15 protein-coding genes are annotated in these 15,179 nt (G+C 38.8%); 13 read left to right on the forward strand and 2 right to left on the reverse strand.

Going from position 1 to position 15,179, the window contains the following annotated elements:
• Genes pknB through spoVM form a run of 5 tightly spaced genes read left to right on the forward strand, consistent with a single transcriptional unit; the run spans position 1 to position 4,311 of the window.
• The gene (gene pknB, locus MKY08_RS04495) at positions 1-1,971 is read left to right on the forward strand and encodes a Stk1 family PASTA domain-containing Ser/Thr kinase (protein WP_069510180.1); all 1,971 of its coding nucleotides are present in this window, start codon (positions 1-3) and stop codon (positions 1,969-1,971) included.
• Positions 1,972-1,982: 11 nt separating this feature from the next.
• A complete protein-coding gene (gene rsgA / locus MKY08_RS04500; RefSeq protein ID WP_069510178.1) occupies positions 1,983-2,867 on the forward strand; it encodes a ribosome small subunit-dependent GTPase A in 885 nt (294 codons plus the stop codon).
• A gap of 2 nt (positions 2,868-2,869) precedes the next feature.
• Complete coding sequence (gene rpe, locus MKY08_RS04505; RefSeq protein WP_069510176.1) at positions 2,870-3,538, forward strand: ribulose-phosphate 3-epimerase; 669 nt, start codon at positions 2,870-2,872, stop codon at positions 3,536-3,538.
• Complete coding sequence (locus MKY08_RS04510; protein ID WP_069510174.1) at positions 3,535-4,188, forward strand: thiamine diphosphokinase; 654 nt, start codon at positions 3,535-3,537, stop codon at positions 4,186-4,188. The genes rpe and MKY08_RS04510 overlap by 4 nt, the downstream gene beginning before the upstream one ends.
• A gap of 18 nt (positions 4,189-4,206) precedes the next feature.
• Entirely contained in the window at positions 4,207-4,311 is a 105-nt protein-coding gene (gene spoVM / locus MKY08_RS04515) for a stage V sporulation protein SpoVM (RefSeq protein ID WP_103977638.1), read from the forward strand.
• Between the two features lie 119 nt (positions 4,312-4,430).
• Here the strand turns inward: spoVM and rpmB are convergent, their stop codons facing one another.
• Both rpmB and MKY08_RS04525 read right to left on the reverse strand, forming a co-directional pair.
• Positions 4,431-4,619 carry a 50S ribosomal protein L28 gene (gene rpmB / locus MKY08_RS04520; RefSeq protein ID WP_024362078.1) on the reverse strand — a complete coding sequence of 63 codons (189 nt, stop codon included), beginning with the start codon at positions 4,617-4,619 and terminating at the stop codon, positions 4,431-4,433.
• A gap of 208 nt (positions 4,620-4,827) precedes the next feature.
• Complete coding sequence (locus tag MKY08_RS04525) at positions 4,828-5,568, reverse strand: IclR family transcriptional regulator (RefSeq protein WP_069510172.1); 741 nt, start codon at positions 5,566-5,568, stop codon at positions 4,828-4,830.
• Positions 5,569-5,780: 212 nt separating this feature from the next.
• Between MKY08_RS04525 and MKY08_RS04530 the strand changes: the two genes are divergently transcribed.
• The 8 genes from MKY08_RS04530 (at position 5,781) to sdaAA (ending at position 15,089) form a co-directional block, all read left to right on the forward strand.
• Positions 5,781-6,653: an arginine deiminase family protein gene (locus MKY08_RS04530; protein ID WP_069510171.1), complete on the forward strand. Its 873-nt coding sequence runs from the start codon at positions 5,781-5,783 to the stop codon at positions 6,651-6,653.
• A gap of 16 nt (positions 6,654-6,669) precedes the next feature.
• The gene (locus tag MKY08_RS04535) at positions 6,670-7,431 is read left to right on the forward strand and encodes an arginine deiminase family protein (RefSeq protein ID WP_069510169.1); all 762 of its coding nucleotides are present in this window, start codon (positions 6,670-6,672) and stop codon (positions 7,429-7,431) included.
• Positions 7,432-7,590: 159 nt separating this feature from the next.
• Positions 7,591-8,961, forward strand: a complete 1,371-nt coding sequence (locus MKY08_RS04540) for an amino acid permease (protein WP_069510778.1) — start codon at positions 7,591-7,593, stop codon at positions 8,959-8,961.
• Between the two features lie 39 nt (positions 8,962-9,000).
• On the forward strand, positions 9,001-10,632 hold the full coding sequence (locus tag MKY08_RS04545; RefSeq protein WP_069510166.1) for a M20/M25/M40 family metallo-hydrolase: 1,632 nt from the start codon (positions 9,001-9,003) through the stop codon (positions 10,630-10,632).
• 474 nt (positions 10,633-11,106) lie between these two features.
• On the forward strand, positions 11,107-11,469 hold the full coding sequence (locus MKY08_RS04550) for an Asp23/Gls24 family envelope stress response protein (RefSeq protein ID WP_024362072.1): 363 nt from the start codon (positions 11,107-11,109) through the stop codon (positions 11,467-11,469).
• A gap of 18 nt (positions 11,470-11,487) precedes the next feature.
• On the forward strand, positions 11,488-13,143 hold the full coding sequence (locus MKY08_RS04555) for a DAK2 domain-containing protein (protein ID WP_069510164.1): 1,656 nt from the start codon (positions 11,488-11,490) through the stop codon (positions 13,141-13,143).
• Between the two features lie 348 nt (positions 13,144-13,491).
• On the forward strand, positions 13,492-14,154 hold the full coding sequence (gene sdaAB, locus MKY08_RS04560; RefSeq protein WP_024362070.1) for an L-serine ammonia-lyase, iron-sulfur-dependent subunit beta: 663 nt from the start codon (positions 13,492-13,494) through the stop codon (positions 14,152-14,154).
• Positions 14,155-14,168: 14 nt separating this feature from the next.
• Positions 14,169-15,089, forward strand: coding sequence for an L-serine ammonia-lyase, iron-sulfur-dependent, subunit alpha (gene sdaAA / locus MKY08_RS04565; RefSeq protein ID WP_024362069.1), 921 nt, complete (start codon positions 14,169-14,171; stop codon positions 15,087-15,089).
• Positions 15,090-15,179 lie beyond the last annotated feature (90 nt).

Raw genomic sequence — 15,179 nt, forward strand, 5'->3', positions numbered from 1 at the left:
ATGCTTGTAGGAAAACGAATTAGTGACCGCTATAAAATTATAGAACTCATTGGTGGCGGAGGCATGTCCAATGTATACTTGGCGCATGATATGATATTAAATAGGGACGTAGCGATAAAAATATTACGCTATGATTTTACCAATGAGGATGAATTACATCGACGTTTTCAACGTGAGGCACTTTCAGTTACAAGCCTTACACATCCGAATATTGTTAGTATTTATGATGTAGGTGATGATGGAGACTTACATTATATTGTCATGGAATATGTTCAAGGAAAGACGTTAAAGCAGTACATACAGGAATTTGCACCGATTTCTCCTGCTCGAAGTGTGCATATTATGAAGCAATTAACGTCAGCGATTGCCAATGCTCATGAAAATCATATTATTCACCGTGACATTAAACCGCAAAATATTTTAATGGATGCGGAAGGAAATGTGAAAATAACGGATTTTGGAATAGCTATGACGCTAAGTGCCACATCTTTCACCCAAACAAACTCTGTGTTGGGCACTGTCCATTATTTATCACCAGAGCAAGCACGTGGTGGAACGGCAACAAATAAATCAGATATTTATGCGCTTGGAATTGTCTTGTATGAATTACTTACTGGCGAATTGCCGTTTTCTGGTGAGTCCGCTGTTTCAATTGCTCTTAAACATTTGCAATCAGAGACACCATCTGTTCGAGCATTTGATGGTACCATTCCACAAAGTCTTGAAAATGTCGTTTTAAAGGCAACTGCAAAAGATGCATCTCATCGCTATGCTACGGTAGAAGAAATGCAAGAGGACTTGGAAACAGTATTATCATCAGCTCGTATCAATGAACCAAAATTTACAATTCCTATTGATAATGATGCGACAAGAGCCATCCCTATCATTAAGGAACAGTTCATACGAAAAGATGAAGATTTGACTAAAACAAGAGCAATGGAACCTATCGCACAAAAGAAGGTAGAGGCGAAAAAACCTGTTGAAAAAGTAGAGCCGGTCAAACAAAAGAAAAAGTGGCCAAAGTATGTGGCAGGGTTATTCATCGTCGTGATTGCAATGTTCCTTTTCTTTTTATTTGCAACAGATTTATTTAGTCCGAAAAAAATTGCCGTACCTGATGTGACCAATTTAACGGTCGAAGATGCGACAAAGAAATTACAAGAAGCTGGCTTTGTTGTTGCTGAACAACAAGAAGAGCGAAATTCTGAAGATGTTGAGAAGGGCAAAGTCATTGAAACTGATCCGGAAAAAGATGCAAAGCGTGTTAAAGGAACAGAAATAGAATTAATAGTTAGTCTTGGTGTCGAAACGGTTAAAATTGATGACTATACTGGACAACAAATTAGTCAAGTAGAGGCTTTGTTAAAGGATAAACTAATCATCCAAAAAAATTATGTGCATTCCAAACTGCCTGAAGGGCAAATTATTGAGCAAGATCCGCAAGAAGGAGCGGAAATAATCGCTAAAGATGCAACGATTACATTTACAATTAGCCAAGGTGTAAAAATGATTACAGTTGATAGTGTAGCGAATTATACGAAAGCTCAAATGGATGATTACGTAAAAAGAGTAGGGCTGAAATGGCGCACTGTTCGCGAAGAATATAGTGATACCGTTGCAGCAGGTAGTGTTATTTCGCAAACGCCAAAACCAGGTACCAGCTTAATGGAAGGCGATACAATTGCAGTTGTTTTAAGTAAAGGACCTGCAGAAAAACCAGTGAAAACACTTATTAAAAATGTTTTAATTCCATATGAACCGACAGAAGAAGGCGCTGAACAAGTAATACGCATTGAAATTCAAGATAAAAATCATACCATGGTGAAAGCTTTTGATGAATTCACCATTACTAGTGACCAACAATACAAAATACAACTTGTCATTGTAGAAGGCGAAGAAGCGGCTTATAAAATTATCCGTGATTCAGAAATTATTGAGTCGGATAGCTTTAATTATGATGATGTTAAATAAGGGGGAATTGGATGGCGCAAGGCCAAATCCGTAAAGCGTTAAGTGGTTATTATTATGTTTACGATGGGAAGGAACTTATACAGTGCCGAGGACGTGGCGTCTTTCGCAATCGGGGAGAATCGCCACTCGTCGGTGATCTTGTAGAGTATACACTTGAAACGGAAGGCTCGGATGGTACGATTCAAAAAATTATGGATCGTCAAAATGAACTAGTTCGTCCGCCCATCGCCAATATCGATCAAGGCATTTTAGTATTTTCAGTAAAAGAGCCGAACTTTAATACGATTTTATTGGATCGCTTTCTAGTTGTTTTAGAGTCATTTCATGTACACCCCATTATCTGTCTGACGAAGATGGACTTATTACAAGACGATGAGCGTGAGGAATTACAGGGCTATATCGCAGATTATGAAAACATAGGGTATACGGTGCTTCAAACTTATAAAGATGAAGAAGAATTAGTAGAACGTCTTCAGCCGATTTTAAAAGGAAAGACATCGGTGCTTGCGGGACAATCTGGTGTTGGGAAATCAACGCTTCTCAATACGCTAATACCTGATTTAAATTTAAAAACAGGCATTATTTCACAGAGCTTAGGACGAGGAAAGCATACGACCCGCCATGTTGAGCTGATAGAAGTATGTGATGGTTTATTGGCGGATACGCCTGGATTTAGTTCGTTTGATTTTGATGAAATTGAAAAAGAAGAGCTAGGGGCATGTTTCCCAGAGATAACGCGAATTGCTGAGAACTGTAAATTCAGAGGCTGTTTGCATTTAAAAGAACCAAAATGTGCGGTTAAAGTTGCAGTCGAAGCTGGCGAAATACGCGAGTACCGTTACAAACATTATGAACAATTTATGCAAGAAATTATGGATCGAAAGCCGAGGTATTAATCATGATACAAATAGCACCATCAATTTTAGCAGCAAACTTTGCTAAACTAGGAGAAGAAGTAAAAGATGTAGAACGAGCAGGTGCAAAGCTTATTCATATCGACGTAATGGACGGTCATTTTGTACCGAATATTTCATTTGGATCCATTGTGTTGGATGCGATTCGTCCTTTAACTGATTTACCATTAGATGTTCATTTAATGATTGAAAATCCCGATCAATATATTGAACAATTTGCCAAAGCAGGAGCGGATTATATTACGGTACATGTAGAAGCTTGTCGCCATTTACATCGTACGATTCAATTAATTCGTTCTTACGGTGTTAAGCCAGGTGTCGTTTTAAATCCGCATACACCGATTGAAACGATTCAGCACATATTAGAAGATATTGATATGGTGTTATTCATGACAGTGAATCCTGGATTTGGTGGTCAAAAATTCATTCATTCTGTTGTACCTAAAATTGAAGCATTATCCACAATTATTAAAGAGCGTAATTTAGACATTGCGATTGAAATTGATGGTGGTATTAATGCAGAAACAATTGTTCCATGTGCCAAAGCAGGTGCAACTATTTTTGTAGCAGGTTCAGCGATTTATAGTAAAGAGGATCGTACAGCGGCACTTCAAGAGATTTTAGCTGCTGGTGAGGCAGCGATTAAAGGATGACTACTGTTGTCGTTTGTGCAGGCGGTCCGAAAGAGGAGCTTTGTTCCTTAGAATCGTATAGTAAACAACATGATGTCCTATTTATTGGTGCGGACCGAGGTGCACTGTATTTAATTGAGCAAGGTATTACACCGCATGCCATTGTTGGCGACTTTGACTCGTTATCACAAGAGGAATATCAAAATGTTATGAAACATGCGCAGGATGCCCAACGCTTCCGTGAAGAAAAGAATGAAACCGACACAGATTTAGCGCTGTTAAAAGCGTTAACCTACGCTCCTAGAGAAATTGTGTTAACAGGGGTTACAGGTGGGCGTTTAGATCATTATGAGGCGGCTGTGCGTTCCATTTATCGATTACAGCTTGAACATCCTGATCTTGTGTTGAAAATTATCAACCATGCAAACACGATACAGTTTTTGGTGCCAGGCACCCACACAATTCAAGCGGATGAGCGTTATCGCTATTTGTCTTTTTTTGCCCATGAGCAAGCAATACAGGGCGTTACTTTAAGGCATGTAAAATATGAAACAACGAACGAAGAAATTTCGTTAGGTTCAACTCGATTTACAAGTAATGAAATAATAGGCACTTCAGGGTCTATATCCTTCACGCAAGGCATATGTTTAATGATAAGAAGCATAGATTAGCGTAAGGGGGAGAGAGTCCTGAAAGTATATACGTTCCAACTGCCGAAATTTGTTAGTAGCATTACGCGTACGTGTATTAATCTATTTAAAAAAGATAAGAAAGAAGCTAAAAAATCCGACTGATGCCAGTCGGATTTTTCCTGTTTAATAGCTATATAAAGGCGGTTGGTAGTGTGCCTTGAAAAATGAAAGAAAAAAATCGATTTACGCTTTATGCGAAATCGATTTTTTAGAAGCGGCTATTAAACGCGCTCGATTTTACCTGATTTTAAAGCACGAGCAGAAACCCATACACGTTTTGGTTTACCGTTAACTAGGATACGAACTTTTTGAAGGTTAGCGCCCCAAGTACGTTTGTTAGCGTTCATAGCGTGGGAACGGTTGTTACCAGTACGAGCTTTACGTCCAGTGATTACACATTGTTTTGGCATGTTGTATTCCCTCCTTACAGTTGATGCTGAAAGATTATTATTTCAGTTCGGTATTTCACATACCATAATAATTTAACATACCAAGTCGTTCAGTGCAACAGTTTTCACATAACCTTTCAAGAAAAAAACCTTTACAGGCAAAAACAGCTATAAAAAAAACACTGAACAATGGTTACTCGATTCATTGCGCAGTGGATTTTTTAATAGATTATTTTCCGCGATAGCCAAGTTTTGTAGACACGCGTTTCCCTGTTTCTACAAGACGTTGTGTAAGAAAGTTGATATGTTCATCGCTGACGTTAAAGCTAACAAAACCAATACTGACGGCACCGATAATTTCACCAAAGCCATTAAAAACGGCTACAGCGACTGAGGAAGTACCGGCTGTTCGCTCCCCGTGGCTAATGGCAAAGCCTTGTAATCGAATTTGTTCTAATTGCGCTTCTAATTCAGCCATTTCTTCCATAGGAACGAGTTGCTGCATAATTTTTTTTGCTTCTACGGGCGGTAAAGAGGCTAACAACGCTTTATTGGCTGCCCCAATATGCATTGGAATGCGAATACCTAGTTGATCATAAATACGAATCGGGTTTGCAGCACTATCAATACGTTCGATAATAATCGTATCTAACCCCGCAGGTTTGCTTAAATAAACACTTTCCTCAACTTCTCTAGCGAGTCTTTCTAATTCCGGTCTAATTTTGCTAATATAGTCCATCGTATCATACACTTGCAAACCTAACTCCATCCATATGGTGCCGAGACGATAATGCTTCGTTTGTGTGTCTTGTTCAATCATTCCTTGCGCAATCATCGCTTTTAAAATTCTATGTAATGTACTCAATGGTAAATCGCATTTGGTGGAAAGCTCTGAAATAGACAAACTGCCTTCGGATGCTTCTGAAGCTAACACTTTCGCAATTGTCATTGCACGTTCTAATAATTGCATAATGGTCCCACCTCCTCTAATCTTATTTTATTTTTATTCTTCCTGTTCGTCTAGTTCCTTCATTGTTGTCCATAGTTAGTTTTCTCTTTGGAAAAGATAATATTAAAATTTTTCTAAATATATTGACAGTATATCATAAAACACCTATATTTTTTATATAAACTTTCCTCTTAACGGAAACGTTTTCCACTACACGGAAAAGGGGTGAAGGTATGCATTATTGTTCATCCATGTATGCACCTTTAAAACATGTAATCATTAAACATCCAAAAGACGCTTTTAAAAGCCAAGAGCATCTTGCGGATGAATGGAAAACTTTCAACTATTTATCAGAACCTAATTATCAGGAGGCTCTTATAGAATATGCTGAGTTTATAGCCGTTCTAGAGAAGTATGTTGAACAAATTGATTATTTACCGGAGTCAAATGAAGTAGGATTAGATTCGCTCTATGCGCATGATCCTGTGAAATTCACACCACAGGGCGCAATTATTTTGAAATCTGGTAAAAAGTTAAGACAACATGAGGCAGTTGTTTATAAGGAATTTTTGCAAGACAAAGGGATTGCGATAATTGGAGAATTGTCGGGTGATGCTGTTTCAGATGGTGGGGATCTGGTTTGGCTTGATGACCGTACGCTTGCAGTAGGTCGAGGATACCGCACGAACGATGAAGCGATTCGTCAAATTAAGGAAATGACAGCTACTATGGTCGATGAATTTATCGTTGTGCAACTTCCTCATGATTTAGGTGAAGCAGAGTGCCTACATCTAATGTCGTTTATTAGTATGGTAGACAAGGATTTGGCTGTTGTACATTCGCGTTTAATGCCAGTATTTTTCCGTCAGCTTCTGATCGAAAGAGGAATTCAATTAGTGGAAGTACCAAAAGCTGAGTATGATAATTTGGGCTGTAACGTGTTAGCGTTAGCGCCGAGAGTATGTGTTATTCCTGAAGGTAATCCTTCTACTAAACAGCAGTTATTAGATGCGGGTGCAACGGTATATAAATATAAAGGTAACGAAATTACGGTAAAAGGCACAGGTGGACCTACATGTCTAACTTGCCCAGTAGTCAGAGGATAAAAAGGGGACGGATGATATGTTTAAAAATGTGATTGTAAAAACACCAGGCAATAGTTTTGTTAACGGATTAACAACAAGTGATCTAGGAAAACCTATTTTAGAAAAATTATTTGAACAGCACGAACGCTATGTAGAAGCATTAAAAAAATGTGGTGTAGAGGTTACTCAACTTGATGCAGATGAAGCTTTTCCAGATGCAACTTTTGTAGAAGATACAGCGGTACTAACTTCTGAATTTGCGATTATCACAAATCCAGGAGCAGAAGCACGCAATCGGGAAATTGAAGCAATCGAACCAGCAGTTAAAAATTTCTATGACAAGCTATATTATATTGAAGGACCTGGAACACTTGATGGCGGTGATGTTTTGCAAGCTGAAAAGAAATTTTATGTAGGGATTTCAGCGCGTACAAATGAAGAAGGCGCACGACAATTTAAAGAAATCGTTGAAAAGGAAGGCTATGAAGCAACGATTATTCCATTACAAGATTTCTTCCATTTAAAAACGGGCATCGCGTATGTTGGGCAAAATCGTATGGTTGTAGCTGGAGAGTTTATCGATCATCCAGCATTTGAATCTTATGAGAAAATTGTTATTCCACAACAAGATGAATACTCTGCAAACTGCATTCAAGTAAACGATGCTATCATTATTCCAGCAGGTTATCCTGATACCAATCGCAAACTAAATGACTTAGGCTATAAAACGATTGAACTTGAAATGTCTGAATTTAGAAAGCATGATGGCGGATTAAGCTGTTTGTCACTACGATTTTAAGTCAATAAAAAACATGCCCAATCAATTTGTAGGGGAAAAATTGATTGGGTGTTTTAGTACTTTAAATATCTGAAAATTGAATAATTTGATAAAATACGGAAATGGGGAAACGCGTTGAGCAAAGGGGAGCAACAGCATAATAATGTATTGAAGCGTTCTATGAAGAGTCGACATTTATTGATGTTATCACTTGGTGGTGTGATTGGCACAGGTTTATTTTTAAATGTAGGTTATACAATTAATCAAGCTGGCCCTGGTGGAGCACTAATTGGTTATTTATTTGGTGGTTTAATTTTATATATGGTGATGAACTGTCTTGGTGAATTGGCCGTGTATATGCCGGTCACAGGTTCTTTCCAAACATATGCAACACGATTTATCAGTCCGTCAGCAGGCTTTTCATTAGGTTGGATGTACTTTGTTGGATCTGCTGCCACCGCGGGGGTGGAGTTTACAGCAGCGGGCATATTAATGCAACATTGGTTCCCAAATGTGCCGATTTGGATATGGTGTGCGGTCTTCATGGTGCTTTTGTTTACATTAAATGCTTTAACAACGAAAGGTTTCGCAGAAGCGGAGTTCTGGTTTGCAAGCATTAAGGTAGTTGCTGTAATTGCCTTTATATTAATTGGTGTAGCTGCTATTTTTGGCTTGATTCCTTTGGCAGATCGGCCGACACCTCATTTAACGAATTTAGCACCGACAGGATTATTCCCAGCAGGTATTACGATTATTTTTGTCACGATGATGAATGTTATTTTCTCGTATCAAGGTTCCGAGCTTGTAGGAATTGCTGCTGGTGAAACAGAAAATCCAGAAAAAAACATTCCAAGAGCAATACGGACAATCTTGTTTAGAATTATCGTATTTTATATTGCTTCTATAATAGTACTGTCTGCCATTTTCCCATCATCTGAACTTGGGCTACTTGAAAGTCCTTTTGTTACATTGATGAAAATAGCGGGTGTTCCATATGCGGCGGGCATTATGAATTTCGTTATTTTAACAGCAATATTGTCTGTAGGGAACTCATGCTTATATGCGTCCACACGATTACTATGGTCGATGTCAAAAGAAGGCATGGCTCCAAAGTACTTTGGTCGATTAACAAAAAATAAAGTGCCATTAAATGCGCTTATTTTTACGATGCTATTTTCACTGCTATCGTTATTAACAAGTGTGATGGAAGCTGACGCAGTTTTTGTGTTGCTTATGTCTATAGCGGGAATTTCGGTGACTATTTCTTGGATGGGCATTGCAATGTCTCAATTAATGTTCCGATACCGTTATGTAAAAGGGGGAGGCAATGTGGCAGATTTGAAATTTAAAACGCCATTGTACCCGTTAATTCCAATATTTTGTATTGTTTTTTGTGTCATTATATTAGTGTTTTTAGCGTTTGATCCGACTCAAAGAATAGGGTTGTTATACGGCATAGGGTTCTTTGTAGCGTGTATGCTATTTTATAAAGTGAAATTGAGTAAAGTGAGCACCATCACTTCTGACAAAGAAGAGTCACTGAATGCTTAATGGATGTTTCATTTTTAGTGGATAAAGGAGATTTTAAATATGAACAATTATTTATGGAATACACCAGACAAACTGCGGGCATTATTATGTGAAATTGTAAGCTGGGAAAGCAGAACATTAACAGCAGGTGAAAATGAATTCGCCTTTAAATTAAGAGAGATGTTACAAACGCTTTCTTATTTTCAAGATAATCCTAACTTTATAGAACTGCATGATGCGGGACTTGGTCGCCATGCGGTTACAGCATTGTACAAGCATCCAACGGCTACTGAAACAGTAGTCTTAATTAGTCATTTCGATACGGTTCATACGGAGGAATATGGAGAGCTTGAGCCATTTGCTTGTCGACCAGAAGAGTTGACGAGTATGCTGATGGAACCTAAATATAAAAAAGATTTGCCAGAGGCGGCTAGAATTGATTTAGAGTCGGGAAATTATTTATTTGGTCGTGGCACAATGGATATGAAAATGGGGCTCGCTTTGCACATGCAATTGATTGAAAAAGCGAGTATTGAACAATGGCCAATCAATCTAATTTTAACAGCAGTACCGGATGAGGAAGTCAATTCTGCTGGTATGCGTGCAGCCGTAGTCGAGTTAGTAAGGTTACGTGAACAATACGATTTAACTTATAAGTTATATTTAAATAGTGAGCCTTCGTTTTCACAAGGACCTTCTGATATTAATGAATATATATATTCAGGTACAATCGGTAAGATTATGCCGGCTGCTTTATTTTATGGAAAAGAGACGCATGTAGGTGAGCCATTAAAAGGCATGACAGCCAATTATATTGCATCCTTTATGACACAGTATATGGAGTGGAATCCAGTTTTCCGCGAAACAGATCTCGGTGAAAGTACACCATTGCCAGTATCCTTACAATTAAAGGATTTAAAAATGGAGTATTCTACACAGACGCCATATCGCGCAGCCGCACTTTATAATGTATTTTTGTTAAAGCGGACGGCAACAGAGGTCATGGAAATTTTTGAACAAGTTGCATTGGAGGCAATGGCTGCTTGTAATATGCAATATAAGCAAATTTGTGAACGTGAACAAGTACAAGGTGTTGGGAAAGTAAATGTACTTCGCTATGAGGCAGTTTTAGAACATGCTATTCAAAAACTTGGCGCAGATGAAGTAAAGCATATTAAAAACCAAGTGCTAGCAAATACAGCGTGGGATGATCGGGAGAAGTCGATTCGTATTGTAGATCAATTGATGATTCGGTGTCAGGAGTTAACACCAGCAACGGTGCTGTTGTACGCACCTCCGTACTACCCAGCTATTAATTCTTCACAGCATCCGCTCGTCAAGCAATCAATTGAATTAATGAAGAAAACAGCCAAAACATTTGCTATTGAAGTCGAGCAAATACACTATTTCAATGGCATTTGTGATTTAAGTTATGTCAATTATACAGATGATTCCAATGGCTGGACGTCATTTGAGCGCAACACACCTGTTTATGGTGATACGTATAGTATTCCATTTGAAGCTATGTCTGCATTAAAGGGTCCAGTGTTAAATGTGGGGCCATTCGGCAAAGATGCACATCAAAAGACAGAGCGTTTACATGTAGATAGTGCATTTAAAGAAATGCCTGTGATGATTGAAACCCTGATAAAAAGCTTATATGCAGCAGAGAGTGAAATACCCGCGGAGTAGTGAAATACCCGCGAAAAGAAAGCAAATACCCGCGGAGTAGAGGGAAATACCCGCGAAAAGAAAGCGAATACCCGCGGAGTAGAGTGAAATACCCGCGAAAAGAAAGCAAATACCCGCGAAAAAGTAGCGAATATCCGCGAAGCAAAGTAAAATACCCGCGAAACAACTGAAACACCAGTAGTAAAGAGATCATCTTAGGTGTTAGCAGAATCCCGCAAAAAAGCTGATGTTTAAATACATCAGCTTTTTTGTCTACCAATACATTTAATGAAAATGTTTTGACCGTGACATTTAAGGAAATGCTGTTTAATAGGTCGTTCAGAACAGATTACCATAAATACTGCAAGCTAATTGGGTAGGAATGGAACGCTAAAAACGTTGACACAAAGCGCTTTCAAGGCAACTTAGGTTGCTTAATGTATACCCGAAGTGGTACAATATAATTTAGTCAAAAAGAGCCAAGGGGGCATTTCTATGTCAATTGAATTAAATAATGAATTCGGCCAAATTGATATTTCAACAGATGTACTTGCACAAATTGCTGGTGGCGCTGCTATAGAATGCTACGGTATTGTTGGCATGGCATCTAAACATCAAATTCGTGATGGTCTAACTGATATTTTACGTAAAGAGAACTTTGCAAAAGGTGTTGTAATTCGACAACAAGAAGAAGATTTACATATTGATATGTATATTATTGTTAGTTACGGGACTAAAATTTCGGAAGTTGCTTATCAAGTACAGTCGAAAGTGAAATATACAGTGGATAAAACATTAGGTATGAGCGTTAAATCTGTCAATATCTTTGTGCAGGGCGTTCGTGTAGCGAATGAGTAAGAGGAGGAACAAATTCGAATGCAGTCTTTAGACGGATTAAAATTTGCTGAAATGGTGCAAATGGGTGCTCATCACCTATTCCAAAATGCAAATTATGTAGATTCTTTAAATGTATTTCCAGTACCAGATGGAGATACAGGGACAAACATGAACTTATCGATGACATCTGGTGCTAAGGAAACAGAACTTCAAGCGTCAGAGCATATTGGGAAAACGGCACAAGCGTTATCAAAAGGGTTGCTTATGGGTGCACGTGGAAATTCAGGTGTAATCTTATCGCAACTATTCCGAGGTTTCGGTAAATTTGTAGAAAAAGAAACAACAATTAATGCAAAAGCATTTGCTGGTGCTTTCCAAGCAGGTGTAGATACAGCTTATAAAGCAGTAATGAAACCAGTTGAGGGAACAATCTTAACTGTTGCACGTGAAGCGGCCAAAAAAGGTGTAGAAGTTGCTGAAAGTGAAAACGATATCATTGCTGTTATGGAAGCATTTACGGCGGAAGCAAAGGCTTCACTAGAGCGCACACCTGACCTTTTACCGGTGTTAAAAGAAGTGGGCGTCGTGGATAGTGGTGGTCAAGGATTACTATTTGTCTACGAAGGTTTTTTAGCCTCTTTAAAAGGCGAGCCACTACCAAAGAAAAATGATGCAACATTAGATGATTTAATTAATGCCGAACATCATAGAGCCCAAGAATTTATGAATACTGCAGATATTGAATTTGGCTATTGTACGGAAATTATGGTTCGTTTTGAAGATGATAAAGAGCCGTTCAGTGAGGAACAATTCCGTAATGAATTAAGCCCATTAGGTGATTCGTTGCTTGTTATTTCAGATGAAGAAATTGCGAAAGTGCATATTCATTCTGAGCAACCGGGCACTGTTTTAGCGATGGGGCAAAAATATGGTAGTCTTATTAAAATCAAAGTTGATAATATGCGTGAGCAACATTCTGCTATCGTTGGCGAGGATCACAAAGCATCTGCACCAGCTCCAGCGAAAAAAGCTGAAAAGCATCCTTATGCAATTGTTACGATTGCAATGGGAGAAGGTGTGGCTGAATTACTACGCTCGATCGGTGCTTCTTATGTGATTGAGGGCGGACAAACGATGAACCCTTCAACTGAAGATATTGTGAAAGCTGTACAGGAAATTGGTGCTGAAAAAGTACTTATTTTACCAAACAACAAGAATATAGTAATGGCAGCAGAGCAAGCTGTAGAGTTATTGGGTATTGAAGCTGCAGTTGTGGCAACAAAAACAATTCCTCAAGGGATGGCAGCCATTCTATCATTTAATCCAGAAGCAACAGTGGAAACAAACCAAAAAGCGATGACAGAAGCATTTGCTCATGTAAAAACAGGGCAAGTCACTTATGCAGTGCGTGATACGTCGATTGATGGCGTAGAAATTCATAAAGACGATTTTATGGCGCTTGCAGAAGGGAAAATTGTGCTCTCTACACCAGCGTTAAAAGATGCTGCTGAGAAAGTTATAACAGATTTAGTAGATGCCGATACGGAAATCGTAACAATTATTTATGGCGAAGATACGTCTGAAGAAAAAGCCTCTGAATTAATCCAATTTATCGAAGAAAACTATCCAGATGTCGAAGTGGAGTTATTTAATGGTAAACAAGGATTATATCCATATATTATTTCGGTAGAATAATATTAGGTAGCAGAGTGAACGAGTAGACGAAGCAGTGCACAAGTTGTGTACTGCTTTTGTTTATGGTAAAAGGAATACCCGCATTGAAAACAAGAGGAAATAAGCAAAATAGATCGTTTTGTGTATTTCTTCAAAGGACAGTCAACTTGTAAATGCTGGAATAATAGCTCTTTAGTGTGCTTGTATTTGTAGGGAGTACAATAAAGAAACAATATAAATTGTTAAGAAATTATAGTCGTTTTAATTTTCTGAAAGTTGATAAAGTAGTGCTTTACTTTTATAGTAACTATCAAGCATGATATAAGTAAAAGAAAAATTATTATATGAATAGAATAGAGGGGTGCTTGTATGAAGTTTACATCGGTTTTTGATATTATTGGACCTGTTATGATTGGTCCATCTTCTTCTCATACAGCAGGTGCAGCGCGTATTGGCCGTGTTGCAAGAGATTTATTTGGCAGACAGCCGAAATGGGTGAAAATCCACCTATATGGTTCGTTTGCTGAAACATACAGAGGGCATGGGACAGATGTAGCAATAATTGGTGGTTTATTAGATTTTGATACATTTGATGAGCGAATTAAAACGGCTTTTGAGCATGCAGAAAAAGCTGGAATGCAATATGAATTTATTCCAGAAACAGCTAATACAGAGCATCCGAATACAGCGAGACTAGTATTTGGTGACGATGATGGTGAAATGTCAATTGTCGGTATTTCAATTGGCGGGGGAAAAATTGAAGTAAGCGAGGTCAATGGCTTCAAGCTTCGCTTAACGGGTGGCATGCCTGCCATTCTTGTTGTACATGATGACCGCGCGGGCTGTATTGCCAATGTGGCAAATTGCTTAGCAATGCATAATGTCAATATTGGCCATATGGAAGTTTCACGTATCGAACGTGGCTTAACGGCTTTAATGGTGATTGAGATAGATCAAAATATTGAGGACAAAGTACTTCAACAAATTTCATTAATACCACATATTACAAAAGTGTCAAAAATTAACAACTAAGGGGGTGTCGCAAAATGGATGTATTATTTCATAATGTCCGTGAGCTTGTAGAACGAGCGGAGCGTGAAGAAAAGCAAATTTCTGAGCTAATGATTGAACAAGAAATACTAATAAGTGGACGAACACGCGAAGAAATTATGCAACAAATGGATCAAAACTTAACAGTGATGGAGGAAGCAGTTGAACGAGGCTTACAAGGAGTAAAGTCTGTTACAGGTTTAACTGGTGGTGACGCTGTCCTGCTTCAAAATTATATTGCACAAGGCAAATCGCTTTCTGGAGATTTATTATTGGATGCGGTCAGTAAAGCAGTTGCTACGAATGAAGTAAATGCTGCCATGGGCACAATTTGTGCAACACCTACAGCAGGCTCTGCGGGAGTAGTGCCAGGCACTTTATTTGCAGTGAAAAATAAGCTAAACCCAACGCGTGAGCAAATGATTCGCTATTTATTTACTTCAGGCGCCTTTGGTTTTGTGGTAGCAAATAATGCTTCTATCTCGGGTGCTGCGGGTGGTTGTCAGGCTGAAGTTGGTTCGGCAGCCGGCATGGCGGCGGCAGCAATAGTGGAAATGGCAGGAGGGACACCTCAACAATGTGCAGAAGCATTTGCTATTACGCTGAAAAATATGCTAGGTCTCGTTTGTGATCCAGTAGCGGGCTTAGTCGAAGTGCCTTGTGTTAAACGTAATGCAATGGGTGCAGCGAATTCGCTTGTAGCAGCAGATATGGCATTAGCGGGTGTTACGAGTCGTATCCCATGTGATGAAGTCATTGGAGCGATGTATCGCATCGGTCAGTCAATGAGCCCGAACTTGAAAGAAACAGCGCGTGGTGGACTTGCAGCGACGCCGACAGGCAAAGCAATTAGCAATGCGATTCTTAATAATGGCGATTTACAAAGCATACTAAAAGCAAGAATCACAATAGAATAAATTGTAAAAGTGTTAGATTGACTGCAATCAATCTAACGCTTTTTTGTTATGTCTTTGCAATCCGCTACAGCGGGGGCCTGAAGGTTTCGT

This window comes from Lysinibacillus sp. FSL M8-0337 (genome assembly GCF_038593855.1).
Lineage (GTDB): Bacteria > Bacillota > Bacilli > Bacillales_A > Planococcaceae > Lysinibacillus > Lysinibacillus sphaericus_D.

Excerpts from the sequence above, each read along its gene's own strand:
- MKY08_RS04545 (WP_069510166.1), top strand. The coding sequence starts at position 9,001 with ATGAACAATTATTTATGGAATACACCAGACAAACTGCGGGCATTATTA.
- MKY08_RS04540 (WP_069510778.1), top strand. The coding sequence starts at position 7,591 with ATGAAGAGTCGACATTTATTGATGTTATCACTTGGTGGTGTGATTGGC.
- MKY08_RS04530 (WP_069510171.1), top strand. The coding sequence starts at position 5,781 with ATGCATTATTGTTCATCCATGTATGCACCTTTAAAACATGTAATCATT.
- MKY08_RS04555 (WP_069510164.1), top strand. The coding sequence starts at position 11,488 with ATGCAGTCTTTAGACGGATTAAAATTTGCTGAAATGGTGCAAATGGGT.
- MKY08_RS04525 (WP_069510172.1), bottom strand. The coding sequence starts at position 5,568 with ATGCAATTATTAGAACGTGCAATGACAATTGCGAAAGTGTTAGCTTCA.
- MKY08_RS04535 (WP_069510169.1), top strand. The coding sequence starts at position 6,670 with ATGTTTAAAAATGTGATTGTAAAAACACCAGGCAATAGTTTTGTTAAC.
- rpmB (WP_024362078.1), bottom strand. The coding sequence starts at position 4,619 with ATGCCAAAACAATGTGTAATCACTGGACGTAAAGCTCGTACTGGTAAC.
- sdaAB (WP_024362070.1), top strand. The coding sequence starts at position 13,492 with ATGAAGTTTACATCGGTTTTTGATATTATTGGACCTGTTATGATTGGT.
- pknB (WP_069510180.1), top strand. The coding sequence starts at position 1 with ATGCTTGTAGGAAAACGAATTAGTGACCGCTATAAAATTATAGAACTC.
- rpe (WP_069510176.1), top strand. The coding sequence starts at position 2,870 with ATGATACAAATAGCACCATCAATTTTAGCAGCAAACTTTGCTAAACTA.
- sdaAA (WP_024362069.1), top strand. The coding sequence starts at position 14,169 with ATGGATGTATTATTTCATAATGTCCGTGAGCTTGTAGAACGAGCGGAG.
- MKY08_RS04550 (WP_024362072.1), top strand. The coding sequence starts at position 11,107 with ATGTCAATTGAATTAAATAATGAATTCGGCCAAATTGATATTTCAACA.
- rsgA (WP_069510178.1), top strand. The coding sequence starts at position 1,983 with ATGGCGCAAGGCCAAATCCGTAAAGCGTTAAGTGGTTATTATTATGTT.
- MKY08_RS04510 (WP_069510174.1), top strand. The coding sequence starts at position 3,535 with ATGACTACTGTTGTCGTTTGTGCAGGCGGTCCGAAAGAGGAGCTTTGT.